Origin of the sequence: Rhodanobacter sp. ANJX3 (assembly GCF_014200755.1) — a bacterium.
In the GTDB taxonomy this organism is placed as follows: domain Bacteria; phylum Pseudomonadota; class Gammaproteobacteria; order Xanthomonadales; family Rhodanobacteraceae; genus Rhodanobacter.
On sequence record NZ_JACHCM010000004.1, the window covers coordinates 249259 to 272254 of the forward strand.

Here is a 22996-nt window from a genome sequence, read left to right on the forward strand (position 1 = left end):
CGCATTCATCGCTGCGGATGATAACGGCTGGCGACAGGCATTCCCGGATCGATGCACGGCGAACCCTCCGTGGTTCGCCGATCGACAGTTGTGATTCCGCTACGGCGAGCTCGATGCGGCCATACACGCGTTTTCCTGCTTGCGCGCCGCGTCGACGTTGCCCAGTCGGTTGTTGTGCTGGCGCGCCTGCACGATCACCTGCCAGTTGCGCGCGCAAAGCGATCCGCGATGCGTACCCTGCCGCCACGACTGCATAGCCAGATCCTGCGCGTTCGCAAAGTCGGCCTGGCGCAGTGCATCTTCCGCATGCTGCTGCAGTTGCTCGGGCCAGCTTGCAGCAGCGTTCGATGATGTCGGCAGCGGCGTGACTACGGCCGGCCTGTTGCCTGACGAAACGCCCGCCTGCAGGGCGGTTTCAAGCGCTAGATTCATCGGCGATGTGCTGTTGCTGGCATGGTTGTTCGATGTGTGCAATGGTTCGAGCGATTCGAACTTGCTCTGGTAATCGTCGGTGATCTGCTTGGCATCTTCGCTGCCGCGGATGACTTTCGGCGTGATCAGTACTATCAACTCTGTACGATCGCGATTGCGATTGGTGGTACCGAACAGGCGTCCCAACACGGGAATGTCGCTGAGAAATGGAACTCCGGTATCGGCTTTACTTTCATCTTGCGTGATCAGACCACCGAGAAGTACGGTCTGTCCGCTCTGCACCGCGACCTGAGTCGCCACATCGCGTTGGGCGATGGTGGGATTGCCCTGCGAATTCGTCGTTGTCGACGCCGTACTCACCTGTTGGTGAACGTTGAGATAGACCAGGCCACCCGGATTCACACGCGGCTGCACGTCCAGAATAACGCCGGTTGGAATGTAAGTTACGGAACTTGCCGTGGTATCGGTGCTTGCGGTTCCGCCCAGGCCAATCAGCGAAGTCTGGTTGATCGGTATCTGGTTGCCGACCTGGATATGCGCCGGCTGGTTGTTCATGACCACCATCGACGGCGCCGACAGCGTCTTGGTATTGCTGCTGGTTTCCATCGCGCTGATCGCGACCTGGGTATTGCTGTTGATGAAGGAGTAGAACAGCGTATCGCCGCTGGTCGGTACCGTACCGCCGCCGCCCACGCCGATATTGCGATGGCGATACGACTGGCCGGGAGTGATCGAGCCGTTGGAGTTCGTGGTGGCGCCGGTCAGCCCATCGAGGTAGTACTGCACGCCGAAGGCGAACTGGTTGACGAGGGTCACCTCGAGAATGCGCGTCTCGATCTGCACCTGCAGCGGCACGTTGTCGAGTTTTTTGATCGCCGCCTGCATTTCTTTCCACTGCGCCGGCCGTGCGCGGACCAGCAGCTGATTGTTGCTGTCGACCGAGCCGATGTGGACACTGCCGTCGGATGAGCTGTACTGCTCGTCCGACGACGCACCGCCGTTGCTGCCATTTGCCATGCTGCTTCCGCTGGCACCACCGAGTCCGCCAACGCCGGAAGTCGAGCCGCCCAGGCCGCCGCTGCTGCCACCGATACCCGAAGTGAGTCCACCGGTGCTGCCGCTCAGACCGCCACTCAAGCCGGTGCTGCCGCTCGAACTGCCCAAGCCGCCGATGCCGGTGGAGCCGGACGCAGACGAACCGAAGCTGCCGGCCGTGCTGCCCAGGCTTTGCGAGCTGCTGTTGTTGCCGCTACCCAGGGTGCCGGCGGTCTGGCCCGGGCCGACCTTGCCGTTGGCATCGCTGGGGCTGCCGTTGCCCGCACCGTTGGTGTAGATCTGCGCCAGATATTTCGCCAGATCCGAGGCTTTCATATTGCGTACGTCGTATACGAACAACTGCGGCTCGTTGCCGCCGCCGGCGTCGATCTGGGCGATCCAGTCGCCGACTTCCTGCAGATACTGCGGCTGCGTACTGATCACCACCATCGCGTTGGTGCGTTCGATCGGAATGAAACGCAGCATGCCGGCCAGCGGCGTGCTGCCGTGCTCGCCGAACAGCCCGTCCAGTTGTGGCATCAGCTCGGTTACCGTGGCGTGCTGCAGACTGAACACGCCGATCGACGTACCGCGCAACCAGTCGACGTCGAAGGTTTTCACCATCCTGGAATAATTGGCCAGTTCCTCCGGCGTACCGGACATCACGATCAGATTGCGCGACGGGTCGGCCAGCAACACCGCGTCCTGCCGGGCGAAGGGCTTGACCAGCTTCTGCATTTCGGTGGCGGAGATATAGCGCAGCGGAAACAACCGCGATTGCAGGCCGCCGGTCGGTGCGCTGGCGCCCAGGCTAGGCACCATGTTGCCAGCGACGGCATCCTTTTCCGGGAGTACCACATAACCGCCGGCGCGCTTGATCAGCGCGTTGTGCGTCCAGGACAGCAGAGTTTCCAGAATCGGCAGCGCCTGGCTGCTGTCCACCGGCTCGGATGTGGAGAACGAGATGTTGCCCTGCACGCCCGGCACGATGGTGTAGTTCTGCTTGAGCAGGTCGCCGAGGATCGCCTTGACCACGGCCTGCACGGGCTGGTTTTCGAAGTTGAACGTCACCGCACCGTCGCCGGTAGCCGCCGCGCGCGGCGTAGCCAGCGCAGTGGGATGGATGAAGTCGCCGCTGCCCTTGCTGATATCCGACTTTGGCGCGGCACCGCTGCCGACGTCATTGAGGCCGTTGGTCAACGGCAACGGCGCGGGCACCGGATTCTGCGTGCCGGCCATCGCCTCGCGCTGCAGCGCACTGTCATCGCGCACCGGTGCGTTGGCGCAACCGACCAGCGACACGGCCACCGCGATGGCGCCGACGCGCAGAATTTGCTGAGAGAGCTTGCGAAGCATGAATCACCTACTCGTTAGTGGGAAGCCGCGTTTTGGGCACGGCGTCTCTGATTTGCCTGTCTGATTCGATCGATCAACGGTGACTCGGTGGGTGCATTAGCCGGCGGGTTGCCGTAGGGACGCGGCGGCGCAATGGTCATCACTGAACCGGCCGGCACCTGTGCACCGTTGGCATTCGCATCGCCGTTCGCCAGCGCGGGTGCAGCTCCCTTTGGCTCGTCGATCGGTGCGCCAGCGGGCAGCTTCAATTCGGTTCGACCGCCGGATGCGTCGAACAATGCCGAGCGTGGGCGAACCTCGACCAGCTTCACGCTGCCATCGGGCAGCGCCTCGCCTTCGCGCAGGCGAATCTGGCGGTCGCCGTTCTTGTCGTGCAACAGGGCCATGCGCAGACCGGACGTGAGAATGATGCCGGTGAGCGACAGATCGCCCAGCGACGTACCGCCGTCGGCGACGCGAGCGATCGGCTTGCGGTCCGGCGTGAACAGGGGCTTTTGCCAGACCAGCGCAAAACTCTCCAGCGGCAGCGGCGTCGGTAGATGGGTCGCGTCGGTGGATGGCGGCAGCGCGACAGGCGGTCGCGCCTCGTCCCAGTGCACCTTGCGGCCGAGTCCGCTCATCAGAGCCACCAGCGCGATGCCCAGCACCACCACGATGCCGGCAAGCACCGGCGTAAGGCGGCGTTGGCTGGCAGCGTTCATGAGCGGTCTCCCTGACCGCCGCCGGCAGCCGCATTGCCCGCCGGCGGCGCAGCGGACGGGGTTGCGCGCGCGGGGCGCACATAGCCCGATAACGTGAACTGCACCTCCAGCGGTGCCGCCTGATTCTGCTGCGTGGCGACCGGGTTGCGGTAGATGCTCAGATCGTCGATGAATACGTACGGCGTGCCCTGTTCAAGCGCCTGCAGCACCTGCGCCAGCGATTCGATATCGCAGCTGAGGTTGATGCTGACGGCAGCCTTGCGATACGGCTCGCCCGGCGTTGTCGGCGGATTGGGAATAGGCACTTTCTGACTGACCGTGCAGCTGCCGCTCTGGGTATGACTGCCGACCACGTCGACCACGCGCTGCATGAGATCGGCCGCGGCGGTATTGGGGTCGTCCTCGGCCAGAAACGCGCTGCTCGCCGCCTGCCCTGCACCGAGTGCAGCAATGCGTTGCTGCAGCGCCGGCTTCTCGGCGATCGCCGCGGCAAAGCGGCTCTGCGTATCGCGCAGATCGACCATGTCGCTGCGGATCTGCCGCAGCGGCGCCACGAACCACCAATGCAGCAGCACGAAGTAACCTATCACCAGGGCAAGCAGCAGCAGGCCGATCGCCGCCAAGCGACTGTCGCGCGGGCTCAGAGTCGGTTTTTTCATGGCACACCTCCGCCGCCGGCCGTCGACGATTTCCCTTTACCGGCGGGCGGCTGGCGCAGCTGCGCGGTGAGGTAGAAACGCTCCTTGCCGGTGGCGGGGTCGGGCTGAATGCTGCCCTGGAAACTCGCGTCGGTAATCAGCTTGGAATCCTTCAGCGCGTCGAGCAGCTTGGCGGCCTGCACGCTCTGTCCCTGCAGGCCGACCTGACCGGAGTTATCCACGCTGAAACGCTCCAGCCAGGCCGTGTCCGGCAGACGGGCGGTGATGTCCTGCATCAGGCTCAACATGCTGACGGCCTTCATTTTGCGCCGGGCCAGAAAGCCGGCGGCGCCCGCGTTGTCCTGCAGCTGCTGACGCAAGGAGGAAACCTGCTGTGCCTCGCTGCGCATACTTTCGACGGTGTCCTGCATGCTCGCCAGCGCGGTCTGCCGGTTGTGCAGATACGTCGCCAGCGACGCCAGCAGCAGCAGCAGGCAACATGCTGCCAGCGCGAGGTTCAGGCGCAGACGTGGCCGCACGCGGTGCGGCGTGCGTTCCGGCGGCAGCAGGTTGATGCCGAGGCGATCATGCCCCGCGACGACGTCCACCGCATCGATCGATATGGCCAGCGCGAGCAGGCGCTCCAGCAGCGGATCGAGCGCGCCGCGCGTTACCGCGACGAGTTCGGCATTGACGCGTCCGGCGGCGGCGGCAGCCTGCGGCAGTTCGCGCACGGCGTAGTACACCTGCGCTGCACTGAAGGGCGTCTGCCGATCGATCTCGAATCCCATCACCTGTTGCAGGTTGTCGCGCGCGGCCAGCGGCAGCGCCAGCGTGCGGCGCAGGACAGCGGCGGCAGGCAGCAGCAGAGCCAGCCGCAGATCTTCGCGATCGACATGCTTCAGCGCGCTGGTCAACGCCGCTTGCTGGATCAGGCTGTCATCGCTGTCGCTCCAGCGCGTCATCGCCAGACTGTTGCCGGCGTGGCGCAGCGACCACTGGTTGCCTTCGTGCTCGAGCAGATACCAGTCGTCGCCACCGCCGAACAGACGCTGCCAGCTCGCTGGCAGCAGTGCGCGCAACTCGCCGCCCCACCAGCGAAAAAAGTCCGGCAACGGCGAACCACGCCACGCGCGGCGCATGCGATCCAATAGTGGCCGCAGCGACTGCGAAGCCTTGCTCATTCTCCGTCCCCCTCTTGCCAGCGCAGCACCGCGTACGGCTGTGCGCCTGCTTGATTGCCCTGCTGCAAACGCATCGTCGCCCTCAGCACGGCGCGCGTGCCGTCGGCCAGCGTCGCTTCCGACCGGATACTATGCGTTACTCCGTTGTTGAGAACCATACTGGGATCGGTCGCGCTCCTGTTGCGGGACGCATACACGATCGCTTCCTGCTCCGGCGTCATGCCGGGAATGGCAGCCAGCGCCAGCGGTGGCGCGGTATTCGGATCGGGTGCGGCATTGCCGGACCAGATCGTGATATCGGGCTCGATCGTGCGATACAGCGCCGGCGTCATGCCGAGCACCATCTGCAGTTCCTCGATGCTGACGAATGGACCGTTGCGCGGGCCATAGTCGCGACCGGCGGCCGTGTATTGCGCGCGACGCTTGTCCAGATCGCTGGAGATCAGCGGCGCGCTGCGCCAATCCGCCACGCTGGCGGCCAGCGATCTGGCGTCCGCCGCAGGCGTGCCTGCGGCCTGGAACAGCGCTTGCAGAACGTCGGGCGAAGCCGCGTTGAGATCCACCTTGCCGCTTTCGCCGATCGCCGACACCTTGACGTCGGCGTGATCGAACGCCAGCGAATAGATGCGTCCATCGCCGATCCAGCGATTCTTGTTGATCGGATCCTGCAAGCCGTAGAACGCGCGCATGATGCCGGCCTCGGCGGCATAGTGCGCCTGCGTCTGGGCGAACTGATAGCGCGTCTGCAAACCTTCGGTGCGCGCCAATGCCGCATAACCCCCGAGCAGAATCGCCAGCAGCGTGCATGCCCACAGCACCAGCAGCAGGGCGACGCCGCGCTGGCGCGAGCGTGCCGGCGAAAGCGGCGCGCGCTGCCGCTTCATCGCGCGATCCCGTTCAACGGCTGCAGGCCGCTGGGCGTACCGCTAGCCAGCGGATTGACCCGCAGAGGGATTTCCATCAGCGGCCAGGCGTAATTGCCGCTCGGCTGCAGCTGAATGCGCACCAGCAGCGGCAGCAAACGGCCGTCCGGCCATGCAGTCGACCATGGCACCGGTTTGCCCTGTGCATCGACACCACGATAGGTGAAGCCGCCGCTCTTGATGTGATCGAGCAAGACCTGCGGATCGCCCAGCGCCTTCGGCGGCGAGCCGTCCGGCGGCAGTACGGCCAAGGTAAGCACCAGGCTCGCATCGCCGTGGCCATCGTCGATCAGCTTGAGGCTTTCCAGCTGCGGGCCGAGCTTGCCGAGATAGCCGGGCATCGGCGCGACGAACAGCATCTCGTGCGCGTCGCCCTGAAAATAAATGTTTTCGCCGCTATCGTTCCTGCGGATCGGCTGGGCCATCGTCTGCGCCAGCTCGCGCTGCAGAAACTGCTGGGCCGAGCGGATCTGATCGATCCGCTCCACCGATGCCGTGCCCGAGCGCACGCTGTGCGTGGCCGTACGCAAACCGGAATACACGCCGACCAGCAGCAGCGACAGCAGCACCAGCGAGGCCAGCACCTCGAGCAGGGTGAAGCCGGCCATCGGCTTGATCGCAACCGCACTCATGGTGCCGGCCGTGTCATGTTGGCAGCGTCCTGCCCGGCCAGCCGCAGGGTTCGAAAATGCGCCGAACGCGGATGGCTGGTCGGGCCCCAGAGCACGTCCAGATCCAGCTGATACAAATGCAAGGGCGCTTCCGGCGGCGGGGTGCCGGCATCGGTCCACGGCGTCACCGCGAGCTGCCAGCGAAAGCGGTTGTTGAACTGACCCGCGCTGCTGCCGGTTTTTATCGGCGTACCGATGAAGGCGCTGTCGAGCAGGCCGCGCGCCCACAGCGAGGCCTCGCTGTAATCGGCCGCCTTCTGGGTGAGACTGATCGAACCACCGGCCACTTTCATCAAGGCGGCAAACGCAATGGCGAGCAGCATGATCGCGGCGATCACTTCGAGCAGGCTGAAGCCGGCCTGCGCCCGCTGCGGCAAGATCGACGACACGCGCTGCCCCGACGCCCGGCGAATCATCGCATCGCCACCGCGGTCGCCGTATCCACCACCCGCACTTCGCCGGTCAGCCACGAGACATCGATATGCCACTCGCGCTTGCCGCTGGCCAGGGTGATGCGCCCGCCGGTGGAGCTGCCGTCGGGGAAAAAGCGGATGCGGCCGGTATGATCGTTCGGCTGGTCGTCCTTGGCACTGGTCATGCTGAGCTTCAGTCCTTTGGGCAACGCGACGGGCTGCCGCTTGAGATTGAGATAGGTCTCGCTGCGCGTATCGACGTCGAAATTCTGCTGCGCGCCCTTGACGATGGCCTGCGCCCGCACGGCGCGCAGCGCGGCCGCCAACTCACTGCTGGCCGCGTTGATGCGCGCACTGGCCAGACCCTGCGTCACCGACACCGAAACCGCCGCTGCCGCAATGCCGATGAGCAGGATCACGGCCAGCATTTCGAGCAGGGTGAAGCCTTGGGCGCGCGGTGAGCGCGTGGGGAACAGGGAACGGGAAACGGGGAACACAGGCGCGGACAGACAACCTGCCTGGCACTGGCGTTCCCTGTTCCCCGTCCCCCGTTTCCTAAACATGCTCATTGCCAGTTACCGACATCCTGGCTGTAGCCGTCGCCGCCGGGCTTGCCGTCCTGCCCGTAGAAAATCAGATCGAAGTTGCCGTGCTGGCCCGGATACTGGTAACCGAACGGGTGGCCCCAAGGATCCTTCAACTCGGACTCTTTCGCGTACGGACCCTGCCAGTTCGTCGCGTTCGCCGGCTTGGTCATCAGGTCGTCGAGCTGTTGCGGCGGCGAGCCGTTGTCGAGCGCGTAATTCTCGATTTTCTGGCTGAGCGTCATCAACTGCGCCTTGCCCGCGCCGTACTTGCCCTTGTCCACGTTCTTGCCGACCTGGGTCACCACCACCGCGCCGATGATGCCGATCAGCACGATCACCGCCAGCATTTCGAGCAGGGTGAAGCCTGAGACGCGCGATGCGCGCAGGGAACGGGGAACGGGGAACGGGGAACGGGAGGTTGATCGCGGACTTTCGTCACGCGCTTCGAAAGGATTCACATTGCTGCGCAAGAGTTGATTTGGCAAAGCACTCTCATGTTCCCCATTCCCCGTTCCCCGTTCCCGCTTCATCAAATAACCCATCGTCATCTCTCCGTTCAAAATCGTCATTGGATATTGCTGGTCAGACTCAGCAGCGGCAACAGGATCGCCGCCATGATGATCGCTACCATCACCGTCATCACGATGGTCAGTGCCGGCACCAGGGCAGCCAGCAGGCGATCGATCGCACGCTTGGATTCAAGCTCGAAGGTGTCGGCGACTTTCAGCAGCATGGTGTCGAGCTGGCCGGCTTCTTCGCCGACCTGGACCATCTGCATCGCCAGCCGTGGAAACAGCTTCGACTGGCCGAGCGCGAGACTCAGACCGGAGCCGCCCTTGACCTGCTCATGCGCCTGGATCAGCGCGGCGTCCAGCGCCCGATTGCTGGTGACCTGGCGCGCGATGGTCAGCGAACTCAGCAGCGGCACGCCATTTTTCAGCAGCGTGCCGAGCGTGCGGGCGATGCGTGCCGTTTCGACTTTCAACAGCAGCGGACCGACCAGCTTCATCGTCAATAGTTTTGTATTCCAGGCCAGCCGCGCATCGGGATCGCGCAGGCGCGCGCGCCAGAAAAATGCGCCACCGCCGATCAGCAGCAGGATCAGCCACCACCAGGATTGCAGCGTATTGCCCAGTACCAGTACCGCCTGGGTGATCCACGGAATGGGTACTTGCATGTCGGCAAAAATCGGCACGAACTGCGGCACCACGTAGGCCAGCAGCAGGACCAGCGAACCGAGCACGCCCACCATCAGAAACGCCGGGTAGATAAGCGCGTTGACGATGCTGCCGCGCAGCGCCTGCGCGCGCTCCAGATAGTCGGCCAGACGACGCAGGGTTTCTTCGAGCGAGCCGCCCGCCTCGCCCGCGCGGACCAGGCTGATGTACAGCTTGGGAAACACGCCGAGCTCCTCGTCCATCGACTGCGACAGCGTGGTGCCGCCGCGCACGCGGTCGCGCACGCGTTCGACCATCTTCTTGGCGTGCTCGCCCTCGGGCAGGTCCAGCAGGATGCTCAGTGCGCGATCGAGCGGCTGGCCTGCGCTCAACAGGGTCGCCAGCTGATGGGTGAACTGGGCCAGCTGATCGCCGCTGAACGGCCCGCGCTTGAACAAGCCGGCCAGCCCGCTGCCGCCCGCGGCGCCGTCGGCCGGCTGCGCGGCCAGCAGAGTGTGGCCCTGATCCTGCAGGCGACCGATGACGTCCTCGACGCTGGCCGCCTCCATCTGGCCCTGCAGCATTTCGCCCGAATCGCTGACCGCCTTGTAGCTGAATTGCGCCACGTCAACCGTCCTGTGTGACGCGCATGACTTCTTCGAGGGTAGTCACGCCGGCCACGGCCTTGGCGATGCCGTCCTCGTACATGGTGCGCATGCCCTCGCTGCGCGCCTGGCGCTCGATCTCGCCGGCGTCGGCGCGCTGCATCACCAGCCGGCGCAACGGATCGCTCATGGTGAGAAATTCCATGATCGCGCGACGGCCGCGATAGCCGGTCGGGTTGGCCGCGCTGGTGCCCGGCTTCCACAATCGGATAGGCCGCTCGTCGGTGTATTTTTCCAGTTCGAATTGTTCGATCACCTCGGGCAGCGCTTCGTAAGAAATCGCCGTTTCCGGATCGAGCCGGCGCACCAGCCGCTGGGCCAGGATGCCGTTGATGGTGGAGCCGAGCAGGTAATCCTCCACGCCCATGTCGAGCAGACGCGTGATGCCTCCCGCCGCGCTGTTGGTGTGCAGGGTCGACAACACTAGGTGACCGGTGAGCGCGGACTGGATCGCGATGCGGCAGGTTTCCAGATCGCGCATTTCGCCGATCATGATGACGTCCGGATCCTGGCGCATGATCGAACGCAGCGCGCCGGAAAAATCCAGCCCGATCTGCGGTTTCACCTGAATCTGGTTGATGCCTTCGAGCTGGTACTCGACCGGGTCTTCGACCGTGATGATTTTCACGTCCGACGTGTTGATCTGCGACAGCGCGGTGTACAGCGTGGTGGTCTTGCCCGAGCCGGTCGGGCCGGTGACCAGCAGGATGCCGTGCGGACGCTGCAGCACGTCGACGAAGCGCTGCTGGAAGCTGTCGGTAAACCCCAGCGACGCGAAATCGAACACCACCGATTCGCGATCGAGGATACGCATGACCACCGACTCGCCGAAGCTGGTCGGCACGGTCGACACGCGCAGGTCGAGCTCCTTGCCCTGCACGCGCAGTTGGATGCGGCCGTCCTGCGGCAGGCGGCGTTCGGCGATATTGAGCCGCGCCATGATCTTGACGCGCGAGATCACCGCGGCGGTCGACGACGAGGGCGGCGCTTCCACCTCGTGCAGCACGCCGTCGATGCGATAACGCACCTTCAGGCGATTTTCGAACGGCTCGATATGCACGTCCGAAGCGCGCTGCTCGACCGCGCGCTGCAGGATCAGATTGACCAGCCGAATGACGGGCGCTTCGGAGGCAAGGTCGCGCAGATGCTCGACGTCGTCCTCTTCGGCGGCGCTGCCGTCGAGGTTTTCCACGATGGTGCCCATCGCCGAGCGGCCGGTGCCGTAATAACGTTCGATCAATCCGTCGATTTCCGAACGCAGGCCCACGCGCAGCGCCACCGGCCGGCCGGCCGCCAGCGTCACCGCCTGCAGCGGATACGGATCGGCCGGATCGGAGACGATCAAGGCCAAGCCGTCTTTTTCGTCCTGTACCGGCACCACGTGCTGCTGCTTCAAAAAGCGCAGGGAAATGTCCAGATCGGTCGGCGGCAGCTCGGGCGCGTCGCGCGCCGCCAGCAGCGGTACCTGCAGCAGCTCGGCCCAGGCCTCGGCCAGATCGCGCTCGGAAACCAGACCAAGGCGCGCCATCAGTGTGGTCAGCGTGCCTTCGGCCGACTCTTCGTGCAGACGACGCGCGCGGCCCAGGTCGCTGTCCTTCAGGCGGCCACGCGCCACCAGCCACGCGCAAACTTCCGCTTCGCGATCGTCTGCCACCGTGCCGGCCCCGCTTACCGCCGGCTTGATGACTGCCGACATGATTCCACCCCGCTCAATGCCTGTGTGAGCCGTCAACGCTGGTTTGCGCAAACCACCCGCTCCGACGAAATGACCACCATAACTAGCACAACTTCGTTATCCAGATGTGGCCACCGATGAATGGACCGACGGCCGTCACACCCTGTTTCCTGCGATGGCGTCTGAACTACCCGCCGACACGCATCGCACGCAAAACACCCACCATTGTGACGTTTCCAATCGTCCAGCGGCGCATTCCTAGCTTAGGAAAATTTCCTGCATCCCCACCGTGGGGCAGCGGACTATCTGAGTCTGACCCGAGTGCCGACGGTTAGTTCGAAAGGCCGACGGGAACTGCGGCTTTTGCCGGCACGCTCGATGAGCGTCGGGGTTGCGGAATACGATGGATGCTGGGGTCCGATGCCGCCCATACGAAAAACATATCGGCGACATTAGCCACTCTCACGCCATCGGTGATGCTTTGCGCGCATGCACAGCCTGTCGATAGCGCTGCCGCCGACAGCGCGCCGGTGCGCATCCTCGACATTTTTTGGCGAAAATCTTGCCCCATCAAGAGCTTGTTCAAAGGTCGAGGTCACTGCGACAACGGCATCGACACATCGAATGCCGCACCGCAGGGTGTCACCCCCAGCTTGTCGCTGCACGATATTCCACTACTGCGCCCGGGCAAGGTGCTCGAAGTCACTCCCGGCAGGGTCGTGACCCAGGACCCGGGCCACAGCAGGGCCGACCCGTATTTTCTGCGCGATACAACCTCGATCACGGCACGGATTTCGCCGCCAGTGTAGACGGCGTGCCGATGAACATGCCGACCGATGCCCACGGCCAGAGCCAACGGCATCGCCGTGCATCCGGGCGAACCGCGCGAGATGCGCCGGAGCCTGGATCCGAAGCTCCGCCCGACCGGCTTGTCGTCGTGTCAATGTCTGGGACAATGGCGCTTTGCTCAAAGCGGTTCAACCATGCAGTTGCTCGACATCGGCGTCAATCTCGGTCACGAATCGTTTCAGCCCGATCTCGACGCGGTGCTGCAGCGCGCGGCCGAGCACGGCGTGGGCCGGATGATCGTGACCGGCGCCTCGCGTGAGGGCAGCGCACATGCGCTGGCGCTGGCCAAGGCGCATCCCGGCCTGTTGCGGGCTACTGCAGGCGTGCATCCGCATCACGCGATCGACTACGACGATGCCACCGATGCGCTGCTGCGCGAACTGGCGCGCGATCCCTTCGTGCGCGCCGTCGGCGAAACCGGGCTGGACTACAACCGCAATTATTCGCCGCGCGAGGTGCAGCTGCAGGTATTCGAGCGGCAGCTGCAGATCGCCGTCGACCTGCAGCTGCCGCTGTTTCTGCACCAGCGCGACGCGCATCAGGATTTTCTTGCACTGCTGCGGCGCTATCGCGACAAGGTGCCGGCCGCGGTGGTGCACTGCTTTACCGATACCGCTGAAGCGCTGCGCGATTATCTGGCGCTGGACTGCCATATCGGCATCACCGGCTGGATCTGCGACGAACGCCGCGGCGGCCATCTGCGCGAACTGGTGCGCGAGATTCCTGCCGATCGCCTGATGATCGAAACCGACGCGCCGTATCTGCTGCCGCGCACGATACGGCCACAGCCCAAACACCGGCGCAACGAGCCGATGTATCTGCGGCACATCTGCGAGGAGATCGCGCGCGATCGGGGAGAAACGACTGACGTCACCGCCGCCAACAGCACGGCGACGGCCGAGGCCTTTTTCCGGCTATCGTGATTGGCGATGGCGGCGCGGCGCCCGCGGGCTGCCTGGGTGTGACTGCTTACCGGGACAGCACGCGCGTCTCGCCCAGTCCCAGACCATCCAGCGCATGCTCGCCGATCTGCGCGCGTATCAGGCGCAACGTAGGAAAGCCCACCGCCGCCGTCATGCGTCGCACCTGCCGGTTGCGGCCCTCGCGTATGGATAGGCTGAGCCAGCTGGTCGGGAGGTGCTTGCGAAAGCGCACCGGCGGATCGCGGGGCCATAGCCAATCCGGCTCATCAACGCGCTTCACCTCGGCCGGAAGCGTCGGACCATCCTTCAACGACACGCCCGTCCTCAATGCGAGCAGCGCCATGTCGTCGATCTCGCCATCGACCTGGACCACATACGTTTTCGGCTGCTTGTGCCGCGGATCGGTGAGCCGATGCGCCAGCGCGCCATCGTCGGTCAGCAGCAGCAGACCCTCGCTGTCCTGATCGAGCCGTCCAGCCGCATAGACGTCTTTTTGTTTCACAAAATCGGCCAGCGTACGCCGGCCATTTTCGTCGGTGAATTGGCAGAGCACGCCGTACGGTTTGTTCAACGCGATCAACACGGCGCCACGCTGCCCTGCCGCTGACTCATCCGACGGTTCAGTGGGTCGAACTGGCGGCCGCCGGCATCACCGGCTTGATGAAGCGCAACGTCATGCGGTCGGATTCGCCGATCGCCTGATACTTGGCCTTGTCGGTATCGCCCAGCGCGTACGTCGGCGGCAACGTCCACACGCCTTTCGGATAATTCTTCGTGTCCTTCGGATTCGCATTGATCTCGCTGCTATCTTCCAGCACGAAACCGGCGTCGGTCGCCATCTTCACCACATACTTGGTCGGCAGGTAGCCGCTCTTCTTCACCGCGTCCAGCGCCGCGCCGTCGTCGGCGCGATGGTCGACCACGCCGAGCACGCCACCCGGCCTCAGTACGGCATAGAACGCCTTGAACATCGCCGGCGTGGTATCGGCCATGACCCAGTTGTGCACGTTGCGAAAGGTCAGCACCAGATCGGCCGAGCCGGGCGCGCCGAACACCGGCGCCTTGGGGTCGAACGCGACGAACTTCGCGTTGCCGTAGCGCATCAGGTCGGAGGCGAACTTGCGCTGCAGCGCATCCTGATCCTTGCGCGCCTCGTCGCTGCTGTCGGGCTTTTCCACGGCAGCCACGTAGTGCCCGTTATCGTGCAGCAGCGGCGCCAGAATCTCGCTGTACCAGCCGCCGCCGGGCGTGATTTCGATCACCGTCTGATCCGGGCGAATGCCGAAAAACTGCAGCGTCGCCTTGGGGTGGCGATAAACGTCGCGCGCGCGGTTGTTGGGCGAGCGCCAGTCGCCAGCCAGAGCGGCATCCAGCTGCTGGCCGGTGAAATCACTGGCACTGGTGGGAGGCACCAAGGCATCGGCCGGCTGATCCTGCACCGTCGAAGCCGGCGCAGCCTGCGCCATCGCCAATGTCGGCAAGCCGATGCAGGCGGCCAGCAAACATGCTGCAAGCGCGCGCGAACGATTCATTTCCATACTGCCTGCCCCTTTGCCCTTAGCTTCAATGGTGATTGAACTGACGCCGTCTCCGTCCGTGTCATAACGACCGTAGCGCATGTGGAAGCGCGCTGGCGTGAAGGCATTCTACGTTACGCTCGGTGGCCAATCAGACATAGACCGTCTATAACCCTCGCATTATTTGCCCTTTCTCGACTCCGTCATCGGCATATCGGCCGACGCTTGCACCGACATGTACGTCATCGATTCACCGTAGCGATGCGCCTCCTCGCGTATCCATTCGCGGAACACGCGAAAACCGGCATGCCCAAGCGAGCGCTCCGGATAGACGAGATGGTAGGCCTCCGGAATATGCAGATAGCGCTGACCCAGCACATGCAGCAGGCCTGCATCGATCAGCGGGCGTGCCATCACCATCCGCCCCAGGGCCACGCCCATCCCTTCCAGCGCGGCACGCTGTAGCGCGTCCGTCGTGTCGAACTGCGCCACGAAGCGCCTGGGCGCGTGGCCGCCGATCTGCTCGAACCAATCGCGCCAGCGCTCACTGGGGTCGCCAAGCAACGGCCACAGGCTCATGTCGCCCGGGTCTGCGCCCGGCAAATGTTGCAGCAGGGCGGACGACGCCACCGGCACGATCCATTCGTCGAACAGGTGTTCGCTGCGCACGCCATGCCAATGACCTTTGCCATAGCGTATGGCGACGTCGACAGGATCACGCGCAAAGTCGACCAGCGCACTGGAGGACTGCAGATTGAGCTCCAGCTCGGGATGCATGGCAACTAGACTGGCCACGCGCGGCATCAACCAGCTCGACATCACGCCGGACAGGGTGCTGATGGTCAGTGCCGCCTCACGACGGCACTGGTAAGTCGCCATCGCCAGCTCGATACCCTCGAAATGATGCGCCACCGCCTCCATCAGGCGGCGCCCCTCGGCGGTGAGTTGCACGCCGCGCGGACCGCGGTCGAACAGCTTGCGCTCCATCCGCTGCTCCAGCTGGCGCATCTGGTGGCTTAGCGCGCTGACGGTAAGGCTCGCCTGCTCCGCGGCACGCGACAGGTTGCCCAGGCGGGCGACCAGCACGAATTGTTGCAACAGGCTCAGCGGCAACCTACTCATCTTGAATTTCTCTCAAGTCTATCTTGTGAATATATCGCTTTTTCCAGCAGGACCTGACGCCTACCTTGAGCACAGCCCAAACCCAAGGCCTCAAGGGAGTCACCTTTATGAATCCGCTGTGGAAAAATCTGCTGTACTTGCACGGCCACATCACCCACGCCGAGCTGGCCTGGAAACCCGACACGCGCATCCCGCCGAATCCACCCAAGGCGGTCATCGCCATCGGCAAGCCGAGGTTCGTGGCGCGGTCGACCTGCGCATTGGCGTGGCCAAGGCTGATCGCGCCGCGCTGAAGCAAATCGGCCGGTCGGTCTGCGCTACGTCATGGCCCTATACGTCACGCCCGCTTTGCCTGGACGAGTGCATGCTTGGTACTTTCCATTGCACGAGGTATGTCTCCATGCAACAGCGTCCCCTTGGCAAATCGTCGTTGTCCGTCGCCCCGCTCGCCTTCGGCGGCAACGTCTTCGGCTGGAGCGCGGATGAGAAGCGCTCGTTCGAACTGCTGGACGCGTTCGTCGACGCCGGCTTCAATCTGGTCGACACCGCCGACGTGTATTCGGCCTGGGTGCCTGGAAACAGCGGTGGCGATTCGGAAACCATCATCGGTAAATGGTTCAAGCAAAGCGGAAAGCGCGACAAGGTGATCATCGCGACCAAGGTGGCCAAATGGGACAAGCAGCCCGGCCTCTCGCCGATCAATATTGCGCAGGCGGTGGAAGGTTCGTTGAAGCGTCTGCAGACCGATCACATCGATTTGTATCAGGCGCATGAGGACGACGCCAGCGTGCCGTTGGAAGAGACGCTCGATGCCTTCAGCCGCCTGATCGATGCCGGCAAGGTACGGGTGATCGGCGCGTCCAACTACAGTGCCGACCGGCTAGCGGAGGCGTTGAAGGTATCCAGCGAAAACCATCTGCCGCGCTATGAAACCCTGCAGCCGGACTACAACCTGATCGATCGCGCGGGCTATGAAAAAGATCTTGAGCCGCTGATCCGCAAGGAAAACATTGGCGTGATCAGCTACTACTCGCTGGCCAGCGGCTTTCTCAGCGGCAAATACCGCAGCGAAAGCGATCTGGCCAAGAGCAGCGCGCGCGGCGGCGCGGTGAAGAAGTATCTCACTCCGCGCGGCATGCAGATTCTGGCCGCGCTGGACGACATCGCCTCGTCGCACCACGCGAAGCCCGCCCAGATCGCGCTCGCCTGGCTGATGGCGCGTCCGGGCATTACCGCGCCGATCGCCAGCGCCACCAGCGTGGAGCAGCTGCATGAACTGATGGGCGCGGCCGAGCTCAGCCTGAGCGATGAGGACGTAGCACAGCTCAACACCGCGAGCGAGTGACGTTACCGACGGGTTCGGCTCGATAAATAAACCTGACGCTGCTCAGCGATGCCCGGCAGCGTCAGGTTTCGCAGAAGTAGTCGGTGACACGACAGGTGCCGCCGGCTCGCCGTCAGACAGGCCGTCGGGCGGAGTCACGGTATCACCCAGAGACTGCAGTGCGGCGAGATAACTATGGTCGCCAAGCAGCCGCTGCATCGGCAGCTGAGCGAAGGTTACCCGGTTGGTTGCCAGCGCTTTGCTCGCCGCCGTTACCCAGGTCGCCTCGACATGGTCCTCGATGGCCGTCAGGCCCAGTTCGTGGGCGATGCCCGATGCGTCGACCGCCGCCAGACACACCTGCAGCTGATCGCTCAGCGGCAGGCGGCGCAACGTATCCAGATCGCCGGTGGCCCACGCGTTGGCCCGCGCACGCATCAGCGCCACGTCGCTATCGAGATGATCGAGCGTCTTGGCGAAGCAGTCGCGGTCATCCATCGGGGTTTTCTTGAAATCCTTCACCACGGCCTTGGGCTGATCCACGACAACGGTGTAGGTAACCGGGGTCGGCTTGAGATCGTGCTGCGCCGCCGCCTTTTTGATCAGCGGATCGAGCATGTCGTTACTCAGGTCGGCCTGCTTGATCGCCGCGATGAACAGCGCCGCCGCCGCGAAGATCGGCCGCTGCTTTTCCACGCCGTTGTCCCAGCCCAGATAGCGCTTTTTGAGCACCAGCCAGCGCGCGTACTGATCCGGCGGCACCACGTCGACCAGCCGCTTGCCGTCGGGATTGTTGCGTACCCCGATCAGGCTGGGCAGCAGGCCGAGCGTGCCGAAAAACCCGAGCTTGGCATCGAGCTTGACCTGCGGCCGGTCCAGCACCTGCTGCGATTCGGCGATAACCGCCTGCACGTCACGCGCCTGCCAGTCCATATGTTTGGGCAGCAGATCGAGCGTGCCGAGCACCCACAGCACATGATCGCCCTTGCTAATCTTCCACAGGCCCGGCCCGGGCTGGACGCCGCTGACGCTGACGCCCTGCAGCTCGGTGACCTTGCCCGGTGGCGAGGTCGTGATCGAGGATGAAGACACCGGTGCTTCGACGGCGGCGGCCACCGACACCAGGCCGGCAAGGCACAAGGCCATCAGTCGTTGCGCGATAGTTCGGGAGATCGACATGCGCGGCTTGCTCCGTCAGCTCAATGACCGGTTGGCGACGTGGCGGGGGCCGGTGCACGCGGTGCCGGACTCGCGGCCGCCGAACTGGCTGCCGCCGGATCGCCGTCATCGCTGCCGTCATCCGGCGCTTCGACCTGATAGCCCTCGGCCTTGAGCTTGGCCAGATACCCGTCGGGCGAGAGCAGCTCCTTGATCGGCAGCATGGCGAAAGTCTGCGTGTTTTTTGCCAGGGCGGCGCGCGCCAGATCCAGCCAGTTGGCTTCCATCTTTGCCGGCACGTCCGACAGGCCGAGCTTGTGGGCGAAGTCCGCGTCGGTGACGGCGGTGATGCAAGTGCCGCGACGGTCGCTGTCGGGCAGTTTGCGCAGCGCCTCCAGGTCACCGGTGGCCCACGCGTTCGCGCGCAGGGTCATGGCCGGCATGTCCTGTTCGACCGCATCGAGCGTGCGGCCGAAGCAGGCGATATCGTCCAGGCCGGACGACTTGAACGCCTTGATCGCATCGTGCGGATGCTCGATCACCAGCGGATATTCGGTGGAGGTTTCCGGGACGTTGTACTTTTTCGCCAGCGCGTCGATGCTGGCCTGCACGCCGCCGGACTTGCTCAGCTGGTTAGCCTTCAGCGCCTTTTTATACAGTTCCTGCGCGGCGAAGATCGGCTTCCACCGCTCGATCCCGCTGTCCCTGCCGATGTACTTCAGCTTGAGTGTCTCCCAGCGCCCGTAAAGCGGTGCCGGCAGCACCTGCTGCAAGGTGGCACCGTTGTCATTCTTGCGGGCGCTATAGGCGGACGGCAGCAGAAACAGTTTACCGACGAAGCTCACGTCGACCTTGAGCTTGACGTCGGGCAGCTGCAGCACCTGCTGCGAGCCGGAGATTGCCGTTTCGACGTCGGCCGAGCGCCACTGCATCAGCTGCGGCAGCGGCGAGATCACGCCCAGCAGCAGCATGCTGTGCCCACCCTTGCTGACTTTCCACAGCCCCGGACCGGGCTGCACGCCGCTGACCGCCACGGCCGCGAGGTTGGTCACGCTGGAGGGAGAGGCTGGCACCGCCGCCGGCGCGGTCTGCGCCGCCGCACCGAGCGATAGAGCAAGCAGGCAGAATGCCGATACAACGCGCATAGAGTTTCCTTGATGGGCCAATCGTCGGGCTGCAGTATTGACCGCCATTTCCCTGGAAGGTGCGTGACGGCGCGTGGAAGTACATCCGGCATTCACGCTTGCGCTCATCGCAGCGCGTTTTGCTGATCGGCAGGCGTCACGTCATGGGCCAGACGCGCTTCTGGCGGGTACGGCGGCACGTCCACGTAATCCCCTGCGCGCAGGCGATCCTGCAGGCCGCGCCACCACACCGGATCGAAGATCTCGCCGTGCGCGTCGATCAGCGCGTCGCGCAGCACCTTTGGCACCCCGAGAAAGTTGACGAATAGCTCCGGAAACACGTCGTCCGGCGCGGCATAGACCGAGTCCTGCAGCGGCTGCATCTCGTCGTCCTCGTGCTGCTTGGGCAGCGCGCGGAAATGGCACTCGCCCAGCGTGCACAGCTCGTCGTAGTCGTAGAACACGGCGCGACCGTTGCGCGAGATGCCGAAGTTCTTCAGCAGCAGATCGCCGGGGAAAATATTGCTGCCGGCCAGATCCTTGATCGCCTGGCCGTAGTCGCACATCGCGCGCACCGCTTCCGCCGGCTCGGCTTCGCGCACGTACAGGTCCATCGGGCGCATGCGGTGCTCGACGTAGCAGTGGCCGATGACCAGATCGTCGCCGTCCACGCGCACGCTTTGCGCACATTCGTCCAGCAGCTCCTGCAGCAGCCCCTCCTCAAACTGGCGCAGTGGAAAACGCAGCTGGCCAAACTCCTGCGCGTCGATCAGACGGCCCACGCGGTCGTGATGAAACACCAGCCGGTATTTTTCCTCGACCTGCTTGCGCACCATGTCCTTCGGCCACGCAAAGCGGTCGCGGATCAGTTTGAAGACCACCGGGAGATCGCGCAGTGTGAACACCGCCATGACCATACCGCGCTTGCCGTCGGCGTGCACCAGACGCTCTTCCGGATGGACGGCCAGATGGCTGAATACACGACGATAGCGCTCGGTCTTGCCCTGCTTGGCGCGGCCGAGCACGGCGTAGAGCTCCTCCAGCGGCTTGTGCGGCAGCAAGGCGCGTACAAAGGAAACCACGGCGCCAACGTTGCCGATATCCGCGTGAAAATAGCTGCGCGCATAGCCGAACAGTATCGAAATCTGCTCGCGCACGGTCAGCAACGCATCGACCCGCACGCCGTCATCCGCGTGCGTCAGGGCGATCACCAGCGGATGGCGCCGATGGCCGACGCGCAGGCGCCCGACGAGATAGGCGCGGCGATCGCGGTAGAAAATGGCCTGGAGTAGATCGATGACTTCGACCGCCGGCAGAGCGGCGGCCTGCAGGCGCGCCTGCAGCTTGCGCGCCAACGCAGCGGCGCAGCCAACCCGGTCGGCAAAGGCGAAGCCGGCATCCGACAACAGACGCGCGCAAGCCGCAGATAGATCGCCGCCGACCTCGTAGTGCCGATGCGGCGCAGCGTCGCTGCCTTCGGAATCCGGCTCGCGTTCCAGCGCCACGAATTCGATATCCGAGGCAATGCCCCGCGTATGAAAATGGCGGCGCGACAGCGAGTTGAACCAGGTCTTGTAGAACTCGCGGTCGGTCAGGCCGGCGATCTGCTGCTCAAACGCCTGCCGCATCGACGCCCACAGCGGACGTGAGCGCACGCGATCATCCAACAGGCCGTCCAGCCGTCCCTGGGTCTCGCGGATGCAGCTGTCGTACAGATCGATCCGCTGGCGCGCATCCAGCGCGCTCCCCTGCCAGTCACGCCGCTCGAATCGCCGCTGCGCGCGACGCGTGATATCAGCAAAGCGGGCGTTGTAGTCGGCAAACGCGTCGACCAATAACGCCGCCGCAGCGCTTGCTTGCGGCATGGCGAGAGCGGGAACGGGCGGCTCGCGCGGAGGGGTCATCAGGCTAGTTTAGCGCTGGCCGTGTCGAACACTGATGGGTGATGCCTCAGCTGGCCTGCTCGACGCGGTTACGACCCCGGCGCTTGGCTTCGTAAAGCGCGCGATCGGCGCAGTCGATCAGGCTTTCCGGCGTGCCAGCCCTAGCCAGCGACGAACAGGCAACGCCCGCACTGACCGTGACATGTCCGAAGGGGCTAGCCGCATGCGGCAGCGCCAGCGCGTGGATGCGCTCGCACATGCGCAATGTCACCGCGCTGGCCGCCGCCAGCGTCGCCGCCGGCAGAATGACGACGAACTCCTCGCCACCGTAGCGGGCAAGGATATCGGCCGGGCGCAGCGACTTTTGCAGTTCGTCCGCGACAAGCTTCAGACAGGCGTCGCCGGCGGGATGGCCATAGCTGTCGTTGTACTGCTTGAACAGGTCGATATCGATGAGCACCAGCGAAATGACCTGATCGCCCCGCTGCACCATGCGCCATTCGCGCTCGATCGCCTCGTCGAAGGCACGGCGATTGAGCAGGCCGGTCAGTGCGTCGTGCATGGCCAGCTCTGCCAACGTACTGCGATCGTGCCGCAGCAGGTCTTCCGTCTCGATATGCCGAACCTGGCTGAGAATACTGCGCAGGCCGTAACCGAGCACGGCAACGACCACGCCGGCGATGCCCAGATCGGTGTGCTGACGCTGATAGAGCAGCAGCAGCGACAGCGTCAGTACCGATAGCGATAGCAGCAGCGGGCTGCCGCTGCGGACGAAGTGGACGAACAGAGAACTTTTGTGGACTACCTCCACGCGGGACGTTGGCGACCACGCCACCATCGCAAACAGCAGAAACGGCGCATCGATCACGACGTCGTAATAGCTACCGATATCCGGCGCCACGCCGAGCGCGACATGGTGGTTGTAGTACGCGGCGCAAATGCCGTACACGCCGGAATATGTTGCCAACGTGCGAAAGAGGTTTCGGTCGGCCGACGTTTCCGAGGCTGCGTAGCGGATCCATGTCGTCGCTGCCAGAAAAACGTTTTCCAAATCGAAGGTGTACGAAATGATGGTGGCCGACTGATTGCTCACCACGCCGTGCAGGGTGGTCCACGAAAACGTCAGTACGAAATAGAGATAACCCAGCACGATAGCCAGCAACGCGTCGATGCCGCGCTGTACCCCATTGCTGCGGTCCACGCCGATGGTGGCGACGGCATAGGTGATCGGCACGCCGTAGAGGATATAGAGCAGCATGCTGCCGCCCGGAACCTGGCTCGGATCGGACAGCGAAAGGTCGGCATCCAGGCTGCTGATCATGCCCAGGGTCCACAGCAGCAAACTGATCGCCGCCAGGCTCCAGCCCCGCGACAGAGCGAAACCTTCAATCCGGCATCGACGAAACGCGATCGCCGCACCCAGCAGCGGCGCAGCGATCAGAAAAACATAGGACGCCACCATCGCGTGTGCCGGCCAAAGCGTGATGGCGGCCACGTGCAAGAAGACAAACGCAATCGCCAGCACCCACTTCATCGTGCGCCAAACACCTCCTGTCCGTTCACCCCAAACGCTCGTTGGGATTACCTTAGTACAATTCAAAACGACCCGTGTGCACTGCGCCAACAAAAAAGGGGCCGCGAACGCGACCCCTTTTGTTC

Annotated in this window: 22 protein-coding genes; 4 read left to right on the top strand and 18 right to left on the bottom strand. The window is 64.2% G+C overall.

Annotated elements, in window-relative coordinates:
* Positions 1 to 99: 99 nt before the first annotated feature.
* From gspD to gspE, 11 genes are all read right to left on the bottom strand, one after another.
* Positions 100 to 2823 (bottom strand): type II secretion system secretin GspD, encoded by a 2724-nt coding sequence (gspD, locus tag HDE76_RS12860; protein ID WP_179480458.1) that lies wholly within the window; start codon positions 2821 to 2823, stop codon positions 100 to 102.
* Between the two features lie 14 nt (positions 2824 to 2837).
* Positions 2838 to 3524, bottom strand: coding sequence for a general secretion pathway protein GspN (locus HDE76_RS12865; RefSeq protein WP_179480456.1), 687 nt, complete (start codon positions 3522 to 3524; stop codon positions 2838 to 2840).
* Positions 3521 to 4183, bottom strand: a complete 663-nt coding sequence (gene gspM, locus HDE76_RS12870; protein WP_179480454.1) for a type II secretion system protein GspM — start codon at positions 4181 to 4183, stop codon at positions 3521 to 3523. The genes HDE76_RS12865 and gspM overlap by 4 nt, the downstream gene beginning before the upstream one ends.
* Complete coding sequence (locus tag HDE76_RS12875; RefSeq protein ID WP_179480453.1) at positions 4180 to 5346, bottom strand: PilN domain-containing protein; 1167 nt, start codon at positions 5344 to 5346, stop codon at positions 4180 to 4182. Before HDE76_RS12875 ends, gspM begins: the two co-directional genes overlap by 4 nt.
* Positions 5343 to 6230, bottom strand: coding sequence for a type II secretion system protein GspK (locus HDE76_RS12880; RefSeq protein WP_179480451.1), 888 nt, complete (start codon positions 6228 to 6230; stop codon positions 5343 to 5345). The genes HDE76_RS12875 and HDE76_RS12880 overlap by 4 nt, the downstream gene beginning before the upstream one ends.
* Complete coding sequence (locus HDE76_RS12885; protein ID WP_218862371.1) at positions 6227 to 6901, bottom strand: prepilin-type N-terminal cleavage/methylation domain-containing protein; 675 nt, start codon at positions 6899 to 6901, stop codon at positions 6227 to 6229. The genes HDE76_RS12880 and HDE76_RS12885 overlap by 4 nt, the downstream gene beginning before the upstream one ends.
* Entirely contained in the window at positions 6898 to 7356 is a 459-nt protein-coding gene (locus HDE76_RS12890) for a prepilin-type N-terminal cleavage/methylation domain-containing protein (RefSeq protein WP_218862369.1), read from the bottom strand. Before HDE76_RS12890 ends, HDE76_RS12885 begins: the two co-directional genes overlap by 4 nt.
* A complete protein-coding gene (locus tag HDE76_RS12895) occupies positions 7353 to 7850 on the bottom strand; it encodes a GspH/FimT family pseudopilin (protein ID WP_343205705.1) in 498 nt (165 codons plus the stop codon). The genes HDE76_RS12890 and HDE76_RS12895 overlap by 4 nt, the downstream gene beginning before the upstream one ends.
* 68 nt (positions 7851 to 7918) lie before the next feature.
* Positions 7919 to 8326, bottom strand: coding sequence for a type II secretion system major pseudopilin GspG (gene gspG / locus HDE76_RS12900; RefSeq protein WP_179480746.1), 408 nt, complete (start codon positions 8324 to 8326; stop codon positions 7919 to 7921).
* A 179-nt stretch (positions 8327 to 8505) separates the two neighbouring features.
* The gene (gene gspF, locus HDE76_RS12905; protein WP_184508085.1) at positions 8506 to 9723 is read right to left on the bottom strand and encodes a type II secretion system inner membrane protein GspF; all 1218 of its coding nucleotides are present in this window, start codon (positions 9721 to 9723) and stop codon (positions 8506 to 8508) included.
* Position 9724: 1 nt separating this feature from the next.
* Entirely contained in the window at positions 9725 to 11458 is a 1734-nt protein-coding gene (gene gspE, locus HDE76_RS12910) for a type II secretion system ATPase GspE (RefSeq protein ID WP_179480445.1), read from the bottom strand.
* A 386-nt stretch (positions 11459 to 11844) separates the two neighbouring features.
* On the opposite strand from gspE, the gene HDE76_RS12915 reads away from it, so the two are divergent.
* Together HDE76_RS12915 and HDE76_RS12920 are read left to right on the top strand one after the other, a co-directional pair.
* Positions 11845 to 12246, top strand: a complete 402-nt coding sequence (locus HDE76_RS12915; protein ID WP_179480443.1) for a hypothetical protein — start codon at positions 11845 to 11847, stop codon at positions 12244 to 12246.
* Between the two features lie 174 nt (positions 12247 to 12420).
* A complete protein-coding gene (locus HDE76_RS12920; RefSeq protein ID WP_184508089.1) occupies positions 12421 to 13209 on the top strand; it encodes a TatD family hydrolase in 789 nt (262 codons plus the stop codon).
* A gap of 46 nt (positions 13210 to 13255) precedes the next feature.
* On the opposite strand, the gene HDE76_RS12925 is transcribed toward HDE76_RS12920, so the two are convergent.
* The 3 genes from HDE76_RS12925 to HDE76_RS12935 all read right to left on the bottom strand — a co-directional run bounded on the left by HDE76_RS12925 (position 13256) and on the right by HDE76_RS12935 (position 15848).
* Positions 13256 to 13792, bottom strand: coding sequence for a pseudouridine synthase (locus HDE76_RS12925; RefSeq protein WP_179480439.1), 537 nt, complete (start codon positions 13790 to 13792; stop codon positions 13256 to 13258).
* Positions 13793 to 13829: 37 nt separating this feature from the next.
* Positions 13830 to 14747 carry a methyltransferase gene (locus HDE76_RS12930; RefSeq protein ID WP_218862368.1) on the bottom strand — a complete coding sequence of 306 codons (918 nt, stop codon included), beginning with the start codon at positions 14745 to 14747 and terminating at the stop codon, positions 13830 to 13832.
* 159 nt (positions 14748 to 14906) lie between these two features.
* Entirely contained in the window at positions 14907 to 15848 is a 942-nt protein-coding gene (locus HDE76_RS12935; protein ID WP_184508092.1) for a LysR substrate-binding domain-containing protein, read from the bottom strand.
* 65 nt (positions 15849 to 15913) lie between these two features.
* Between HDE76_RS12935 and HDE76_RS12940 the strand changes: the two genes are divergently transcribed.
* Positions 15914 to 16141 carry a hypothetical protein gene (locus HDE76_RS12940; RefSeq protein ID WP_184508095.1) on the top strand — a complete coding sequence of 76 codons (228 nt, stop codon included), beginning with the start codon at positions 15914 to 15916 and terminating at the stop codon, positions 16139 to 16141.
* A 107-nt stretch (positions 16142 to 16248) separates the two neighbouring features.
* Entirely contained in the window at positions 16249 to 17193 is a 945-nt protein-coding gene (locus tag HDE76_RS12945; RefSeq protein WP_184508098.1) for an aldo/keto reductase, read from the top strand.
* Positions 17194 to 17235: 42 nt separating this feature from the next.
* Here HDE76_RS12945 and HDE76_RS12950 read toward each other — a convergent pair whose 3' ends face one another.
* The 4 genes from HDE76_RS12950 to HDE76_RS12965 form a co-directional block, all read right to left on the bottom strand.
* Positions 17236 to 18351, bottom strand: coding sequence for a TraB/GumN family protein (locus HDE76_RS12950; RefSeq protein WP_179480430.1), 1116 nt, complete (start codon positions 18349 to 18351; stop codon positions 17236 to 17238).
* A 20-nt stretch (positions 18352 to 18371) separates the two neighbouring features.
* Positions 18372 to 19475, bottom strand: coding sequence for a TraB/GumN family protein (locus HDE76_RS12955; RefSeq protein WP_179480428.1), 1104 nt, complete (start codon positions 19473 to 19475; stop codon positions 18372 to 18374).
* Positions 19476 to 19579: 104 nt separating this feature from the next.
* Complete coding sequence (gene aceK / locus HDE76_RS12960; RefSeq protein WP_179480427.1) at positions 19580 to 21358, bottom strand: bifunctional isocitrate dehydrogenase kinase/phosphatase; 1779 nt, start codon at positions 21356 to 21358, stop codon at positions 19580 to 19582.
* A 46-nt stretch (positions 21359 to 21404) separates the two neighbouring features.
* The gene (locus HDE76_RS12965; RefSeq protein ID WP_179480425.1) at positions 21405 to 22871 is read right to left on the bottom strand and encodes a GGDEF domain-containing protein; all 1467 of its coding nucleotides are present in this window, start codon (positions 22869 to 22871) and stop codon (positions 21405 to 21407) included.
* Positions 22872 to 22996 lie beyond the last annotated feature (125 nt).

Coding starts and splice junctions, on each gene's coding strand:
- HDE76_RS12950 (WP_179480430.1), bottom strand. CDS start 18,351: ATGTCGATCTCCCGAACTATCGCGCAACGACTGATGGCCTTGTGCCTT.
- HDE76_RS12885 (WP_218862371.1), bottom strand. CDS start 6,901: ATGAGTGCGGTTGCGATCAAGCCGATGGCCGGCTTCACCCTGCTCGAG.
- HDE76_RS12965 (WP_179480425.1), bottom strand. CDS start 22,871: ATGAAGTGGGTGCTGGCGATTGCGTTTGTCTTCTTGCACGTGGCCGCC.
- HDE76_RS12890 (WP_218862369.1), bottom strand. CDS start 7,356: ATGATTCGCCGGGCGTCGGGGCAGCGCGTGTCGTCGATCTTGCCGCAG.
- HDE76_RS12865 (WP_179480456.1), bottom strand. CDS start 3,524: ATGAACGCTGCCAGCCAACGCCGCCTTACGCCGGTGCTTGCCGGCATC.
- HDE76_RS12920 (WP_184508089.1), top strand. CDS start 12,421: ATGCAGTTGCTCGACATCGGCGTCAATCTCGGTCACGAATCGTTTCAG.
- HDE76_RS12915 (WP_179480443.1), top strand. CDS start 11,845: ATGCTGGGGTCCGATGCCGCCCATACGAAAAACATATCGGCGACATTA.
- aceK (WP_179480427.1), bottom strand. CDS start 21,358: ATGACCCCTCCGCGCGAGCCGCCCGTTCCCGCTCTCGCCATGCCGCAA.
- HDE76_RS12945 (WP_184508098.1), top strand. CDS start 16,249: ATGCAACAGCGTCCCCTTGGCAAATCGTCGTTGTCCGTCGCCCCGCTC.
- HDE76_RS12955 (WP_179480428.1), bottom strand. CDS start 19,475: ATGCGCGTTGTATCGGCATTCTGCCTGCTTGCTCTATCGCTCGGTGCG.
- gspM (WP_179480454.1), bottom strand. CDS start 4,183: ATGAAAAAACCGACTCTGAGCCCGCGCGACAGTCGCTTGGCGGCGATC.
- HDE76_RS12875 (WP_179480453.1), bottom strand. CDS start 5,346: ATGAGCAAGGCTTCGCAGTCGCTGCGGCCACTATTGGATCGCATGCGC.
- gspD (WP_179480458.1), bottom strand. CDS start 2,823: ATGCTTCGCAAGCTCTCTCAGCAAATTCTGCGCGTCGGCGCCATCGCG.
- HDE76_RS12880 (WP_179480451.1), bottom strand. CDS start 6,230: ATGAAGCGGCAGCGCGCGCCGCTTTCGCCGGCACGCTCGCGCCAGCGC.
- HDE76_RS12935 (WP_184508092.1), bottom strand. CDS start 15,848: ATGAGTAGGTTGCCGCTGAGCCTGTTGCAACAATTCGTGCTGGTCGCC.
- HDE76_RS12930 (WP_218862368.1), bottom strand. CDS start 14,747: ATGGAAATGAATCGTTCGCGCGCGCTTGCAGCATGTTTGCTGGCCGCC.
- gspE (WP_179480445.1), bottom strand. CDS start 11,458: ATGTCGGCAGTCATCAAGCCGGCGGTAAGCGGGGCCGGCACGGTGGCA.